The sequence below is a fragment of the Shewanella sp. MF05956 genome, assembly GCF_059758055.1.
In genome coordinates this window covers 18595-35758 of sequence record NZ_JCAYNV010000025.1, presented here as the reverse complement: position 1 = coordinate 35758, position 17164 = coordinate 18595, and the positions used below count along the sequence as shown (strand labels likewise).

General features: G+C 40.0%; 11 protein-coding genes. 7 read left to right on the top strand and 4 right to left on the bottom strand.

All coding sequences use genetic code 11. The features are described 5' to 3' along the window. Nucleotides 1–99: 99 nt before the first annotated feature. Together AC19MX_RS19875 and AC19MX_RS19870 are read right to left on the bottom strand one after the other, a co-directional pair. Nucleotides 100–888 carry a CBS domain-containing protein gene (locus AC19MX_RS19875; RefSeq protein WP_498299641.1) on the bottom strand — a complete coding sequence of 263 codons (789 nt, stop codon included), beginning with the start codon at nt 886–888 and terminating at the stop codon, nt 100–102. 276 nt (nt 889–1164) lie between these two features. Further along, nucleotides 1165–1884 carry a FadR/GntR family transcriptional regulator gene (locus AC19MX_RS19870; RefSeq protein WP_498299640.1) on the bottom strand — a complete coding sequence of 240 codons (720 nt, stop codon included), beginning with the start codon at nt 1882–1884 and terminating at the stop codon, nt 1165–1167. Between the two features lie 504 nt (nt 1885–2388). Here AC19MX_RS19870 and AC19MX_RS19865 point away from each other — a divergent pair. The 7 genes from AC19MX_RS19865 (at nt 2389) to AC19MX_RS19835 (ending at nt 14435) form a co-directional block, all read left to right on the top strand. After that, a complete protein-coding gene (locus AC19MX_RS19865; RefSeq protein WP_498299639.1) occupies nt 2389–3753 on the top strand; it encodes an MATE family efflux transporter in 1365 nt (454 codons plus the stop codon). A 151-nt stretch (nt 3754–3904) separates the two neighbouring features. Beyond that, nucleotides 3905–5338, top strand: a complete 1434-nt coding sequence (locus AC19MX_RS19860) for a transglycosylase SLT domain-containing protein (RefSeq protein WP_498299638.1) — start codon at nt 3905–3907, stop codon at nt 5336–5338. Nucleotides 5339–5569: 231 nt separating this feature from the next. Further along, a complete protein-coding gene (locus tag AC19MX_RS19855) occupies nt 5570–7606 on the top strand; it encodes a TonB-dependent receptor plug domain-containing protein (RefSeq protein ID WP_498299637.1) in 2037 nt (678 codons plus the stop codon). A 9-nt stretch (nt 7607–7615) separates the two neighbouring features. Continuing rightward, nucleotides 7616–8149 (top strand): YfiR family protein, encoded by a 534-nt coding sequence (locus AC19MX_RS19850; protein WP_498299636.1) that lies wholly within the window; start codon nt 7616–7618, stop codon nt 8147–8149. Continuing rightward, nucleotides 8146–10494 carry an ATP-binding protein gene (locus AC19MX_RS19845; protein ID WP_498299635.1) on the top strand — a complete coding sequence of 783 codons (2349 nt, stop codon included), beginning with the start codon at nt 8146–8148 and terminating at the stop codon, nt 10492–10494. Before AC19MX_RS19850 ends, AC19MX_RS19845 begins: the two co-directional genes overlap by 4 nt. Further along, on the top strand, nt 10491–12584 hold the full coding sequence (locus AC19MX_RS19840) for a two-component system response regulator (RefSeq protein WP_498299634.1): 2094 nt from the start codon (nt 10491–10493) through the stop codon (nt 12582–12584). The genes AC19MX_RS19845 and AC19MX_RS19840 overlap by 4 nt, the downstream gene beginning before the upstream one ends. Before the next feature lie 255 nt (nt 12585–12839). Further along, nucleotides 12840–14435: a glycoside hydrolase family 43 protein gene (locus tag AC19MX_RS19835; RefSeq protein ID WP_498299633.1), complete on the top strand. Its 1596-nt coding sequence runs from the start codon at nt 12840–12842 to the stop codon at nt 14433–14435. Between the two features lie 393 nt (nt 14436–14828). Here the strand turns inward: AC19MX_RS19835 and tal are convergent, their stop codons facing one another. Both tal and xylA read right to left on the bottom strand, forming a co-directional pair. Further along, nucleotides 14829–15773, bottom strand: coding sequence for a transaldolase (gene tal / locus AC19MX_RS19830; RefSeq protein WP_498299642.1), 945 nt, complete (start codon nt 15771–15773; stop codon nt 14829–14831). Between the two features lie 37 nt (nt 15774–15810). Then, nucleotides 15811–17130 (bottom strand): xylose isomerase, encoded by a 1320-nt coding sequence (gene xylA / locus AC19MX_RS19825; protein WP_498299632.1) that lies wholly within the window; start codon nt 17128–17130, stop codon nt 15811–15813. Nucleotides 17131–17164 lie beyond the last annotated feature (34 nt).

The following is a 17164-nucleotide window of genomic DNA, read 5'->3' as shown; positions in this document are numbered from 1 at the left end:
AAATTCTCTTTGAAGTGGTCAATATGCATGGTGTGCTCCCGAAAAAAGGGAGTATAAGATCATAGCGAGATGTTAACGTCAAATAGTGCGTCAAATTGTTCAAAAAACATTCACGATCTCGCCCTGGTTACGAATATTATACTGCATCATTAATGATGCAGCATGCAGCACTAAATCGTCTGGTTTGATGATGTGGGGTGATAATGTCATCACATCTTCAATCGGGCGCTCAACAGATACGCCATCTGCAATTACGCGCTTGGTCATATCGCGGTCAGTAATTAAACCGACAATCTGACTGTCTTTATAAATGACGGCACATGAGGTTCGCAGTACGTTACGCATTTCATGAGCCACTTTTTTAATACTCATGTCCGCAGTAACAATGGCAATACGTCCTGTGGCAATATCACCAACTCGACGTAAAAATAACCCTTTCTCTTTGTTAGACCACACAACATCTAAAGCTGACTTTAATCGAACCTGTGCTTGTGAGGCAAAATGTTCTGCTACATGTGGAGAATGTTTAAATAAGGTTTGCAGTGAAGAATGAGGAATTAAGTAGAGCAGGGTATTTTCAATTGCGGTAGCGTAATAGCCTTCGTTATCGTTGACATTCGAATTTAGAAAAGTAAAGCCGAACAGATCTTCAGGTCCTAATCTCGCTCTAAGTACACCATCAGTTTTGCGTTGTTCCATTGAACCCGTGCGAACGATATAGAGTGATTTTTCTTTGTCATCATCATTGAGGTCGACTTTTTCGCCTTTGCCCAAGTAGCTTATTTTAACATGAGCGCATAATTCTCTTAATTCGGCTTTATCAATTTTGTCGAAAGGATCGATCTGACTGATAAAAGTCATGATATTCGGCAGTAAAGATTGTGGCATGATAAAGACCTCTAGCGATTTATTATTTTAATATAAATACAACTGCCATGATAAAAGCTGATACAAGCATCAGTAGATATCACCGTTTTAGTGTTTTTTGAAAGAGTATTGGCTTGTTGTGTCAGACCCAAATCGTGATGAGGTCAAGTTTTTCATTAGGCTATGTGATTGGGTACACCACTCAATAACACACATCGATTGATTGATGATCGATGTGCATTCTTGATTCAGTATGCATTCTTGATTCAGTAATACCGCCACTCAATACGAAATGAATTAAACAGGATATTTGTCTTTAACCGTTAATAAATGAGCAGCTGATGCAGCGCGAGCTTTGTCACTGTTACCCGCCATAATGGCACTGTATATTTTTCTGTGCTCTTCAATACAGGTGCTGCCATCTTCAGAGGTATGGTGGATAAAGTTTGCAAACATGGTCGTTAAAATATTGCCAAATGGCAGGTAAAATACGTTACCCGTAGCATTAAAGATTAAGCTGTGAAATTGTGTGTCGACCAAGGTCCATTTTTTTTGATCAAAAACAGCAGCATTGGCTATATCGCACATTTGTTCAAATATGTCAGACAGTTTCATGCGTTGTTCTACCGTCGCATGGCGAGCAGCAAGGGCGCACGCTTCTGGCTCAATTGCACCGCGTAAACCCAAGAATTGCGAACAGAATTCGTCATTATCAGAAATACCATCCATCCATTCAAGTAATTGAGAATCAAGAAAGTTCCAATATGCTCGTTCAACCACTTTAGTACCTACTTTCGGTCTCGACTTTAATAAGCCTTTTGACGTTAGCAGTTTAATTGCTTCTCGCAGTGCGGTTCGACTAACACCAAATTGTTCGCAGAGAGATAATTCGCTTGGGATAATTGAATTTTGCGCGAGTTCACCAGACAATATCTTTCTCGCTATTTCACGAGCGACTTGTACATGCAAACTGCGCTTTGAGCCAGCAATTGAATCAAAATCACCGATCATATTCATCTCTACTTATTAAAACATACTATTTAAGTACAACTATACACCTAAAAAATCACTATACAAACGAGCAATCTTTTTAAATGTGACATATATGATTTTGTTTAATTTAACCATCTGAAATAGTGACGCAGTACGGATCTGAGTTATCGCTATTACAAGCCTTTATAGTCAAAAGTCAAGGCTGGGCAGAGGTTTAAGCAAACACCAAATTGATGAGTAAATCATTAAGGCTCACGTTTATTGATGTATTTCTTAGTGACTACTGTTTTAATTTCATCTAAATTTGATCATAAAATAAAAAAAGATCTGTTAATTTATGTTGATTAGCTTAATGTAATTGTATTACTTAATGCTTAGCATTGTTAGCCATCTGTTGTTGACTAACTTAAGTGTCAATCACAGTGGCAGATTATAGTCAGTTCATCAATACTGGAATAATGTTTTAGAGTGGTCAATGTGATTGATAAACAACATGATTTATTTAACATATTTGTTAGAGGACGTACTGTGTTTTTATCAACGGCATCTCATGCCTACATCAAACGTAATATCTCTTTAGGCTGGCCATTAGCATTAAATGCGCTGTTAATGCAGTCAATGTTGATGATTGATACCTTATTAGTCAGTCCTTTAGGCGAAGTATCATTAGCGGCAATGGGGATTGCCACCACTATTGTGTCATTTATTTTAGGTATTCAAATGGCGCTGGCTAATGGGACTCAACTGGTGATGAGCCGGGCTGTAGGCTCTGGAAGCCAGACCAAACTGGCTAATGCATATTGGTCTGGAATGTTGATTAACTTATTCGTGGCTATCGTGTTTTGGCTATTGCTTTCATGGTTAGATCAAGATTTGATTCATTGGCTAACTGACAATATCACCTTATATGTTGAGATTGGTGCGTACCTTGATTATGCAAAATACTTAGTCTTATTTACTGCCATTACGCAAGTTATCACGGCAATGTTTAACGCGCTAGGCCATAGTAAAATTCCGTTTAAGAGCTATTTGATTGAGTTACCCATTAATGCCTTCGCATCATATTTTTTAATCCATGGCGTGAGTGATTGGCAGGGCTTAGGGGTTGTTGGCGCAGCAATAGGCAGTGTTATTGCAATAAGCTTAAGAATGATATTTTTAACCGTCTGTTTAAAGTACCAGCAAGAGTTGGATTTGTCTTTTAGCAGCAAAAAGGCATTATTTTTAAACAATATTAAATTGCATTTCGTTGAGATTTTTCCTGTAGCTGCCAATGTCACCATGTTGTCTATTGGGGCAACAATTTACCAACTATTGTATTCGCAGCTCTCTATCAATGCTTATGCCGCCATTACCGTATTAATGCCCTGGATAAGAGGAGGAACTCAATTTATCACCTCATGGGCGCACGCATCCGCTATTACAATTAGCCAAGCGATTGGGTCAGCAAAACTAGAAAACTTAACCGCAGATGTTGATATAAGTATCAAGATGGCTGTCGTCTTGTCGGTATTGTCTTGCGGTTTATTTTTTGGATTAAGTTTTGTAATTGGTGATATTTATCCAGGGTTAAACCCTGATACCTACATAGCGTTAGCATCAATAGCCCCTTTATATATACTGTTGCCGTTTATCCGTGGATACAATACGGTGCATGGTCATATATTGCGTGCGTTGGGTAAGACGACGGCGGTATTTAAAATCAATTTTACCGGTCAATGGCTAATCTCAATTCCGCTGTGTGCGTTATTGATTTTGTATTTCGACGCATCCATTTTTTGGGCTTTCGCCGTGATGCCATTTGAAGAAGCAGTGAAAGCTTTTCCCTTTAGATACCTGGCAAGAAAAACCTTAACAGAATTTGACCATAACCAAGCACAAAGGCTGATATAGCCAATTTCGTTGGAGTTAAACAGGTAAAATTGGACGCTGTGATTTCAATAGCAAGGTTTTTAAATCTGAATTATAATGCCCGACTTTTGCTCAATTTTGCTTACGCTTTAATCAATAAAAACACCGCGTAATATCTGAGGAATACCTTTAATTGAAAACATCTCTCTTCCTTATCTCCGCGGGATTTATGCTGTTAAGCGGGTGCCAAACAGCAACTGTCACCAAAGTAGAAGCACTAAAAAACGTTAATAAATCTAAAAAGTCGACTGAATATAACATCCCCAAATCATTGGTTCGTCGACAATATAAAGAGTCTGGTGATGTATGGGAACGTATTCGCTTTTCAATGGATATGCCCATACCTGACCAGTACTTAGTCAATCGATATCGCCAATGGTACATTGATAATCCAAAGCACTTAGAGCTAATTTCGCAGCGCGCTCGGCCTTTCTTATATTTAATTGTCCAAGAGTTTGAACACCGTGATTTGCCGATTGAACTGGCATTGTTACCCATTGTTGAAAGCTCTTTTAATCCTTTAGCGTATTCAAGTGCAGATGCTTCAGGTTTGTGGCAATTTACCTCGCCGATGGCAAGTCACTTTGGTTTAGACATGAACTGGTGGTACGACGGGCGCAAAGATGTTCCTGCCGCAACCACTGCAGCGCTAGATATGTTGGAATATTTGTATAAAAAAACCGATAACTGGTTGTATGCACTCGCGGCGTATAATGCAGGTGAAGGCCGGTTGAGAGAAGCCATAAGATATAATGAGGCAAGGGGACTTGATACTGACTTTTGGTCATTAAAATTACCCACTGAAACCAGACAATATGTGCCGCAACTCTTAGCCATTGCCGATGTGGTTAAAAATGCTGAAAGCTACGGCATAAGCCTCAACTCAATTCCTAATAAACCCTTAGTAGAAGTGATTGATGTTGGCAGTCAAATTGATTTAGCCGTCGCGGCTAAGCTGGCTAAAATACCTGTGACACGATTACAGAAATTAAATCCCGGTTTTAATCGTTGGGCAACATCACCACAAGGGCCACATCAATTGGTGGTGCCGGTGAGTAAAGCGCATAAGTTTAAGCAGGCATTAGCCAATACTGATGTTAATGAACGGGTGAAATGGTACAAATATCAAATCCAAAACGGTGACAATATTACGGTTATCGCACAACGTCATCAAACCAGTGTTGATAAAATTAAAGCCATGAATGACATTAATGGCGATATTATTGTTGCCGGAAAATTTTTATACATGCCACACACGGCATCGCAAGTCATTTTAGATGTTGAATTAGCCGCATCGAAATCAGCGGCAAAAAAAATACATCAAAAACAGACCGACAATACGCCAGCACAGCCGCTGCTAACCTCAGTATCATCCAGTACAGCTCTCCAAGCGGGGCATACAGTACAATACGGCGATACCTTATGGAGTATTGCAAGAGTTTATAACGTGAGTGTAGAGCAAATTATCAGTTGGAATAACATGACAGATAGAGACAAACTCACAGTAGGTAAAAACCTCAAATTTTATCATCAGGTAAACCATACAAACCCGCAAATGCGCCTGTAACTAAAGTGACAACCTAAGTCGCGAATGACTAACGTGATTTGGGTTGATTATTGCTGAGTTCACATTTTTGGCATTTTTACAGCATGTTTAACTGAAAATTCTCTTTAAATTAATAAAAATCATACCCTAAGACATACATTTATGGTTTGTTAGTGTAAATTAATTGTATAAATGTATAAGTTTATTCATAAACTTTTACATACTAGTTAATTTTTCGAGGGCATTATTGAAATGTTGAAATTGAATGTGTTTCCTTACTCTGCGTTAGCGGTTTTATGTGCAAGTTCCACTGTTATGGCGCAAGAATCAAATTCATTAGACCTCAGTTTGCAAGAATTGATGAACGTAGAAGTCACATCGGTTTCAAAACAAAAGCAGTCTTTATCCAATTCTCCCGCTGCTATTTATGTTCTTACTAACGATGCCATCCGCCACTCTGGCGCGACATCCATCCCTCAAGCTCTGCGTGATGTACCTGGCTTACATGTTGCTCAAATTGACGCTCAAAAGTGGGCTGTCAGCAGCCGTGGCTTTAATGGCAGGTATAACAACAAACTCCTAGTGATGATGGACGGTCGAACGCTTTATTCCCCTGCGTTTTCAGGAGTGTATTGGGAAGTACAAGATACCTTAATGGCCGATATTGAACGTATTGAAGTTATTCGCGGCCCGAGTGCTGCATTGTGGGGTGCCAATGCGGTTAATGGTGTTATTAACATTATCACTAAACACAGTGCAGATACGTTAGGAGGCTATGCTGAGCTTGGTGCGGGTGATTATGAACAAGGCTTTATCGGTGCACGATACGGCACTAAGATATCAGACAATACGACCTCGAGAATGTATATAAAAGGCAATAGTCGTGACTCTTTAGACCATAACCCAAATGATCTCGACAGTTCACTGATTGATGCTGCTGCGACCGTCGATAAAAATAATGATTGGCGCCATTTACAATTAGGTGGGCGGGTTGATATTCAGCTTGAAAACGACACTAGCCTGACGTTAAGCAGTGATTATTACACAACCAAAATGCACCAAGCATCCAATGTCGCCTCGATGGAATCGCCGGTATACCGTGAATTTTATTCAGAAGAAGTTGAGAGCGAAGGGTTTAATTTATTATCTCGTTACACTAAAGCGTTGTCGGCTACCTCAGAATACACACTGCAAACCTATTACGATTTTGCCGACAGAGACGAAGAACTTTATCATTTACGCACCAATACTGTAGATGTTGATTTTCAACATCAGCTCATCGTTGGTCAAGATAATAATATCGTTTGGGGCTTAGGTTACCGATATATAAGCGATGATTTTAGTTCAATGCCTATTTTAACCAGCACTGAACCCGATTCAACACAAACGCATTTATGGAGTGCATTTGTAAGTGACGAAATTGCCTTAGTAGACGATGCACTTTGGTTAACGTTAGCATCACGCTTTGAGCACAATGATTATACCGGATTTGAAGTTCAGCCCAATATCCGATTAATGTGGCAAGTCGATACTAAAAACAGTGTTTGGACTTCAATTGCCCGTGCAGTGCGAACGCCTTCTCGTGTTGAAAATAACTTATCAGTTAACGCGCTGAATATTCCGCCATCGGATGTCTCACCCCCAGTTAAAGTGTTTGTTGTGGGCAGTGATGATTATCAATCGGAAGAAATAGTCTCTTATGAAGTTGGCTACCGCTTTGTACCCGCTAAAAAATGGTCTTTTGACACCACATTTTTCTATAATACTTATGATAAATTACGCAGCACCTCTGTTGGCACTACTGATTTTAGTGCTTTTCCGAATTACCTTTCACAATACACTGTCTTTGAAAACCAATATGATGGCTACAATTATGGCGCCGAATTGTCGTCAATGTGGGCTATGACCGATTTGCTGCAATTACGTATTAACTACAGCTATATTCAAAACGAATTTGGTGACATCTTAGGTCAAAATACTCAAGCGCCGCAAAATATGGTGTCTGCCATGATTGATTGGAACATAACCGAAAACATTGATTTTAATATTGTATGGCGTTTCATTGACAGCACAGAGTTACTCACCGGTAACGGATCGAGCTTTAAAAGCATTGATGGCTATACGGGGGTTGATATTGGTGTTAGCTGGGCGGTAACGCCTAAGCTTATGCTATCTGCATACGGTAAAGATTTATTTTATTCATCACACCTTGAATATGAAGCCGAAAGTCTTTTGCTGCCTTATCAGGTAGGGCCAAGTTATTTTGTTAAAGCAAGCTTGAGCTTTTAAGCATTATTTATGAAAAAAGATAACATTTATCGACAGCTAATTTATTCATTGATGGCGATACTGGTGCTGTTTTCTGGTCCAACAATCGCCGAGGACTCGTTTGCCTTAAAAGCGGCATTTACCTATAACTTTGCTAAGTTTACTCAATGGCCTCAAACACGTCTTGAACAAGATTCTGCATGGAAAATTTGTTTTTATGCTAATCAATATCGAGACAGCTTTAAGGGGCTTGAGAATAAAAAGATAGCGACACACGCCATTTCGGCTATTCAATTATCAGAAACCAGCCCAATAGATCAATGTGATGTGGTGTTTATCGACTCAGGCTCACGTGAGCTAACACGACGGTTATTTTTGGCTGTAGACAGTAAAGCAATTTTAACCGTGTCGGATATTTCTGGTTTTGCTGCACAGGGCGGCATGATTGAAATTGTAGAACAAGATAAACGACTATTTTTCAAAGTGAACATGCAAGCGATAGAACAATCTGGCTTAAATATAAGCTCACAGGTCTTAAAGTTAGCGCTTGAGGTAAAACGATGAGCATAATCAATTTTTCTTCTATTCGAACCAAGCTTATTTGTTCAATGCTTGCGATTGCCGTCATCGTCATTGCGATAATTTCTACCGCGTTAATTAGCCAACAATTTGCCATTACCAAACAAAAAGCGGAGCAAAACTTAACCGTGCTCAGTGATATTGTTGCGAGCAACAGTTTATCTGCGATGATATTTAACGATCCCAGCTCGGCCGAGAAAACCTTGTCTGCTTTAGTTGCTCAACCTGACATTATCAATGCGGTAATTTATGATCCACTGGGTCATATTTTTGCGGTGTACTCTAGCAATACACAACATGAATCGAACATACAAACAGAGCCATTTTTAGATGTAGTGTCGAGTAAGAAAAAACACATTACGTTTAGCCATGGTGCTGTACATTCGTATACGCCAATACTCTCCGAAGGTGAGTTTGTCGGCATGCTTCGCATTACCGACAATATGAATACATTAACAAAACAGCTTGATGATTACTTATTGTTAGTGGTGTCAGCCAGTGTGTCGGCTTTTTTTGCCAGTTTATTGGTGATGTTTTGGTTGCAGTCGTTATTTACTAAGCCGATGAACACACTTTTAGCTGTGATTGAACAAATTTCAAATAACAAAGATTATAGCCAGCGAGTCAGCATAAAATCTCATGATGAATTTTCACAACTTGCTGATAGTTTTAACGTTATGATTTCTGAGGTTGACACGCGTGGTCAACAATTAGAAACCATTAACCGTGAATTAGAACATCGTGTAAGCGAACGTACCTTTGAGTTACAACAAACGTTAGAAATCGCCAAAAATGCCAATCTGGCTAAATCTGAATTTTTGGCAGTAATGAGTCATGAAATAAGAACACCACTTAATGGCATTATTGGTTTTTCAGATTTACTTAAATCCTATGATTTGAATAAAGACGTCACTAAGACTGTAGATATGATTAACGATTCAGCGCAAACGTTATTGGTATTGTTGAATGAGGTATTAGACTTTTCTAAAATCGACGCCAATAAAATGGATTTAGACATACGTGAATTTAATCTTCCTGATTTAGTCCATTCAACCTGTCAATCGCATCAAGTTGTCGCACACAATAAAAACCTCACATTTACAGTTGATATCGAACCATTAACGCAATTGAGCTATTTAGGTGACTCTGTTCGGATCCGTCAAATTATTAACAACTTCATTTCTAATGCGATTAAATTTACTCGCCAGGGAGGAATAACGGTTAAGGTTAGTGAACATATTGAGGGCTCAGATACCGTAATCAAATTCACCGTTAATGACACGGGTATTGGGATTTCTGACACTAAACTAGAATCAATTTTTACTCCATTTACACAAGCCGATAATTCCATTACCCGCGAGTTTGGGGGCACAGGTTTAGGCTTAGCCATTTGCCAGCAACTGATTGTATTAATGAATGGTCGCTATGGTGTTGAAAGCACTGTTAACAAAGGCAGTGTATTTTGGTTTAGCCTTCCGCTTGTCGCTGTTGATAGTTCATCTGAGCCCGTGAGCGAACTGTTTAACAATACGATTAGCGAAGCCATTTACCGTAAAACGCATGTCCTAGTCGCTGAAGATAACGTCGTCAATCAATTAGTGGTTAAAAGCTTGTTAGCCTCTTTAGGCCATGAATGTGAAATCGTCGATAACGGCGAAGAGGCGATTAAGCGGGCTAGTGAGAAAAAGTTTGATGTGATTTTTATGGATTATCATATGCCCGTAGCTGATGGGATAGCGGCAACAGAAGCCATCACGAATCAAGGCCCTGAGGGTGTAAACTTTACCACGCCCATTATTGCGCTAACCGCTGATATACAGCCTAATGTAAAACGTCAGTTTCGAGCTGCAGGGGCAAAAGATACCTTACTGAAACCGTTTACCAGACAAACCCTCAGTGACTGCTTAAATAAATGGGTATTTGACTCTGTCGAGACATTAGCCCAAAACGATAAACAAAGCGATGATGAGCCACAGATTTTTGTCGAAGGTCCTCTCAATGACATTATGCAAATATCGCCAGATGATTCAGTGGAACTGGTGAAAACCATTATTGATATTTATATTAACAGTACCCCGACATTGATCAGCGATATTACACTGGGGCTCGCAGAGCAAAATGCCGATAAGGTGTTTAAAGCGGCGCATTCGTTAAAGTCTAGTTCTGCTAATTTAGGCGCGAGTAAAATACAATGTTTAGCCAGTCAAATTGAGTTATTGGCACGCAATACCCAATTAGATGAGGCCAACCCGCTAGCAGCATCGCTTGACACCGTATTTGAACAAACTCAACAAGCGCTAATGCAAAAGATTGAGGAGTTGAGTCAATGACGCACAATGTAATACATGATGTCATTTTAATTGTGGATGACGATCCCGTCATTCGCATGCTGATGCGCCGTGCATTGAATCCGTCGATGACACATATTCTTGAAGCCAGCAGTGGTGAAGAGGCTATAGAATTATTCAGTTTGCACTTGCCCGACCTTATTTTACTTGATGTCTCTATGGATAAAATGGATGGTTTTGAATGCTGCTCTGCTATTCGGGCTATGCCAGAAGGTGATAATGTTGCCATTATTATGGTGACAGCTTTAGACCAGCCAGAAGACATTAAAAAAGCATTCGATGTCGGTGCCACTGATTTTATGACTAAACCAGTAAAATGGCCTTTGTTGAATCATCGGATCCACTATGTCCTAAAAGCCAACAAAACCATCAAGGAGCTCACTAAAAGTAAAAATCGATTGGCCAGGGCACAAAGCATCGCTCACTTAGGCTCTTGGGAGTGGGATTTTAAGCATCAAACACTTGATTGTTCTGACGAAGTGTATCGCATGATTGGTATACAGCCGCAAGAACGCGAACTCGACTTTGCTAATTTAATTGAAATTATTCATCCAGACGATCGTGAGTTTTTGACTAAAACACTTAAAAATGCTTTAAAAAACAAAGTGTCCTACGATATTGAATATCGAATATTAAATGGTAGTGGTGAAGTGATAACGTTACATGACAGAACCGATATCACCGATGATTTTACAGGGCAGCGTTTAAACGGCACGTTACACGATATCTCTAACCGTAAAAAATCGGAACAAGAAATTGCCTATTATGCTTATTTCGACACATTAACTGACCTGCCTAATCGACGGAAGTTTTTGGTTCAATTAGAATCAGCTATCGCATTAGCAAAGCGCCATGGAACAAAATTAGCCTTACTCTTTATCGATTTAGATCATTTTAAACGCATTAATGACACCTTAGGGCACAAAGCGGGTGATGAATTACTCTGTGAAGCAGCTAAACGCATTAAAATGTCGATACGTACCACTGATGAACTGAGCATTGGTAATAATCATGTCGACTTTGACAATGAACATATTGCACGCTTAGGCGGCGATGAGTTTACCCTGTTATTAACCGAACTGACCACATTTGACAGTGTTGCTATTATTGCTCAACGCATTATCGACGAGTTGTCTAAGCCGTATTTTATTATGGGTAAAAAGACTTTTATCTCTGCCAGTATTGGTATTTCGTTTTATCCAGATGACGGACTCACTGGCGATATACTGCTGCAACACGCCGATACAGCAATGTATGAAGTTAAAAATAATGGTAAAAATGGTTATCAGCTTTTTTCTCATGACATGCACAAGTCATTAATGGACAGATTGCAACTGGAGGCCGAACTCAGAGAAGCGATTAGCTTAGGCGATCAACTCCAATTACATTACCAACCTCAAGTGAGCTCATTAAACGGTAAAGTTATCGGTTACGAAGCATTACTGCGCTGGAATCATCCCACCAAAGGCATGTTGTCGCCTGTTGATTTTATGGCCATGGCAGAGAGTAGTGGATTAATCATTCCTATCGGTGAGTGGGCGTTAATTGAAGCCTGTAAAAAAGCCCAAAAAATCCACGCTGTCGACAGTAATTTTACTCGAATGGCCGTTAATTTATCTGCGCTACAATTTAATCACGCCAACATTGTCGACCACGTTAAAAATGCCTTGTTGTTAACATCGCTACCTGCTCATTTACTTGAACTTGAAATTACTGAATCCGCCATCATCAGTAACGTTGACGATGCCATTGCATTATTGTTTAAACTCAAAGAACTCGGTGTTCTTTTGGCTATCGATGACTTTGGCACAGGTTACTCGTCACTCAACTATTTAAAGAACTTTCCAATCGACACCTTAAAAATTGATAAGTCATTTGTCGATGGCATCGTTAATAATCAAAAAGATGCCGCCATCGCACGCACCATCGTCCAACTCGCACTAAACCTGGGGTTAGGCACAATCGCTGAAGGGGTAGAGCACGAAGAGCAGTATGAATTATTAAAAGCGATGGGATGCAATGATTTACAAGGATTTTTATACGGAAAACCACTCGCACTCGACCTGTTTTAATTATTAAAGCTTAAGAAATGATCATCTTTTGTCCTAGTATGTTGTTCTATCTAAACTTGTGTGGCACGAAATGGGCAAAGCTACATTATATTAAGCGTCCCATTTTTACGTAATCGTTAATCTAGACAGCCTCATCAGTAATGATGAGGCTGTTTATTTTATTAAGGCTAAGTATCTTGTGCTAATTGTTAGCGCTAACAATTAGTGTGTGCTATAAAAGTGTTATCTCTTTAAGTTTTGAATGGCAGGTCGAAGATGAGTCAGCAGATCAATCCAATTTTACCGGGGTTTCATCCCGACCCCAGTATTGTGCGAGTGGGTAATGACTATTACATCGCAGTGTCGACATTTGAATGGTATCCCGGCGTTCAAATTTATCACTCACTTGACCTAGTTAATTGGACGTTAGTCAGCCGTCCCTTAAACCGCGTAGCATTACTGGATATGACCGGATGTCCTGACTCGTGTGGAGTTTGGGCGCCATGTTTAAGTTACGATGATGGTTTATTTTATTTGATTTATACCGATGTAAAACGCTTTGACGGTAATTTTAAAGATTGCCCTAATTACCTAACGACTTGTGCAACTATTGATGGTGAATGGAGCGACCCTGTTTATTTAAATAGCAGCGGGTTTGATCCGTCATTATTTCATGATGATGACGGCAGTAAGTGGTTAGTGAATATGGTGTGGGACCATAGGCCCAATAAGCATCCTTTTGCGGGTATTTTATTGCAGCAATATTGTGAGAAGCAGCAAAAATTGATTGGTACTGCGGTTAATATCTTCAAGGGCAGCCAACATGGTCTTACTGAAGGCCCGCATTTATATAAAATTAATCAATACTATTATTTATTAACCGCAGAAGGTGGCACCAGTTACGACCACGCTTGTACCTTTGCCCGTTCAAAAAATATCACAGGCCCTTATGAGCTCGACCCTAATGTGCATGTACTGACATCCAAAGATCATTTAGACCAACCGTTACAGCGCACTGGTCACGGCGGCTTAGTGCAAACCCCTGACGGTAAATGGTATTTAACGCATTTAATGTCCAGACCGATTAGATTTGAAGATGGCCGTAAACGCAGCCCATTAGGACGCGAAACAGGTATTCAAGCATTAACGTTAGCAGATGATGGCTGGTTTAGACTGGCATCAGGTCAAGTATACGGTGAAGTCAATCCTATAGGCTTAACAGCTATACCGGTTCGAGATTATTCTCATTATGATGATTTTTCATCGCCACTATTACCTGACCACTACCAATGGTTGCGGATCCCTAATCCCAATGGGTTGTATAGTTTGACTGTTAAGCCCGGTGTCTTAACCTTGTTCGGTAAGCAGTCGGTTGGTAGTACGTTTGAGCAAGCGCTTATTGCTAGAAGGCAACAGCATTTATCATTTGTAGCGCAAACAGAGCTCACGTTTAACCCAAGCAGTTTTCAGCAACAAGCGGGGTTAATTTGTTACTACAACGCCCATAAGTTTCATTATTTGTATGTGTCTTTTGATGACGAAAAAGGAATGCATCTAGACGTTATGAGTTGCTTAGGTGACCAAACGTTAACCGCTAGCTTTCCGATATACGATCAGCGTGTAGCGCTTCAAAGTAACACGATTAGTCTTAAAGCCGATGTTGAGTTTGAGCGACTTATATTTAGTTATTCAATAGATGGTGCCAAATGGCTAGCGCTGTGTGAATTGGATTACAGCTTCATCTCTGATGAAGCAGGTAAAGGCGAAGGTGCTAACTTTACGGGTGCATTTGTTGGCATGTGCTGCCAAGATTTAACCGGTACTAACAATCCTGCCGAGTTTAGTTATTTTAGCTATAAAGAAAGGCATTAATCACTTATTAACGTGCAATGGTATTCGTCATATCGTTAGGTGAACTAAAAACAAGGCCATCAATTTTTTATGGCCTTGTTACTTGGGGGATTCTTTGATTATGCGGTTGTATACCCAAACAACCTGAAGATGCTCGATTTCAGCAAGAATTTACACGCGTTTAGACAAGGCATTGATTGCGGGGAATGGTTGTTCCCTTTCCAAAATCAATAACGCAGCATAAACGCGTGTAAAACTTGCCCCTTGGGAGTGTCACCGTGTTCCCACTACGTTGTTGCGCTAATTTATAAGGTGCCTACATTACTGCATTAACGCGCCTAGTATTGAAAACACGGTGAAGCTCTGAAACACGTATCTTCAAGTTGATTGGGTATATATTCTGTGCAGTGTAACTTAGCCTTTGCGCATTTGTTCTATCATCTCGACTAGAATAGTCTGATCTTTGGCAAAGTTACGAATGCCTTCAGATAATTTATCGCTAGCCATCGCATCTTCATTTAATAGCCATAAATAGCGTTCAAATGTGAGTGGAATGACTGTTTTGACATCACGTTTGTTAACAACAGCTGCATTTAACTTGTGCTCAAGTTGGCCTTGAGACTCTTGCAGTTGAGTCAGTAAACTAGGGGATATGGTTAATAAATCACATCCTGCTAATTCAATGATTTCGCCTATGTTTCTGAAACTAGCCGCCATGATTTCTGTTTTATAATCATACTGTTTGTAATAGTGATAAATCGCTTTAACAGAGACAACACCAGGGTCATCACAAGCTTGATATTGTTGTCCCGTTTTGTTGACGTGCCAATCTAAAATTCTGCCGACAAAGGGGGATATTAACGTGACGTTTGCTTCTGCACATGCAACGGCCTGCGCCATTGAAAAGAGTAAAGTGAGGTTACAATGAATACCTTGTTTCTCAAGCTCTTCAGCCGCTTTTATCCCTTGCCAGGTTGCCGCAAGCTTGACTAATACGCGACTTTTATCAATGCCATTGGCGGCATAAAGTGCGATGATCTTTTGCGCTTTTTCGATACTGGCCTGAGTATCAAACGATAACCGAGCATCAATTTCACTTGATATACGCCCTGGGATACATTTGATGATTTCGCAACCAAAATTTACCGTTAGATGATCGCAAATATCATCAATATCATCGTTACCTTGTGAAATTGATTTAGCAATAAGGTATTGGTATTGCGGTAATTTTGCGGCTTGTAAAATTAACGAAGGATTGGTGGTAGCATCTATGGGTTTATGAAGTTTAATCGCTTCAATATCGCCACTATCAGCAACAACAGTTGTGATGCGTTTTAATTGTTCCAACATATTCATGATAAAAAAATCCCCCATTTATTAGATGGGGGATAAGTCCTTAGATATAGCGATTAACCGTATTTTCGAGTAGTTCCTGGCGGCCTGATACTGATGTCGGATTAATATTTTTCTCAAGCACCAGTTTAGATAAGCTTTCTAAGCTGTGTTGGCCGTCAAAAATGTCTTTACCTAAACCTTGTTTCCAGCCGGCATAACGTTGTTCAACAAATGAAGATAATGGCGCTTCTTCAATAAGTTGAGCCGCGTTCAATAATGATTTAGCCATAGTGTCCATACCACCAATATGACCGTGGAACAGATCCTCACGTTCGCATGACTGACGACGAAGCTTAGTGTCGAAGTTTAAACCGCCAGTGGTAAAACCACCTACTTTTAAAATCTCGTACATCACTAAAGTACATTCAGCGACATCGTTTGGATATTGGTCAGTGTCCCAACCATTTTGCATATCACCACGGTTAGCATCTATGCTGCCCATAATGCCTTCAGCACAGGCTACGGCGACTTCATGATGAAAACTATGGCCAGCTAAAGTGGCATGGTTCGCTTCAATGTTAACTTTGATTTCGTTCTGTAAGCCGTGCTTGTGTAAAAAGCCCGCTACCGTTGCCGTGTCATAATCGTACTGATGTTTTGTCGGTTCTTGTGGTTTTGGCTCGATTAATAATGTGCCTTTAAAACCAATTTTATGCTTATGTTCAACAACCATTTTCAAGAACCGGGCATATTGCTCACTTTCTTGTTTTAAATCGGTATTAAGCAGTGAGTCGTAACCTTCACGGCCGCCCCATAACACGTAATTTTGACCGCCTAAACGATTAGTCACTTCCATTGCATGCTTTACTTGCGCTGCTCCGTAAGCAAATATCTCAGGATTTGGGTTAGTCGCACCACCAGCACAAAAACGTTTGTTTGAGAACAAGTTAGCCGTGCCCCATAACAATTTAACGCCAGTACGTTGCATTTCTTTTTCAAGAATGTCTGCAATGTGATTAACGTTTGCATGGCTTTCTTTAAGTGTTTTGCCTTCTGGTGCGATATCGGTATCGTGAAAACAAAAGTAAGGCACACCCAGTTTTTCAAAAAACTCGAATGCGACTTTGGCTTTTTGCTCTGCTAAAACCAGTTGATCACCGACTGGTTGTAACCAAGGGCGGTCGAAAGTGCCTTCACCAAATATATCAAAACCTGTTGAACAAAAGTTATGCCAGTAACACGCGGCAAAACGTAAATGTTCTTTCATGGTTTTACCCATAACTACGCGGTTTTCGTCGTAATAACGAAATGCAAAAGGATTTTTACTGTTTTCGCCTTCGTATTTAATTTTTTCTATATTTGGGAAAAATTGTTCGCTCATGATGACTCCGTATTTTTATGTAAATTAAGACTCT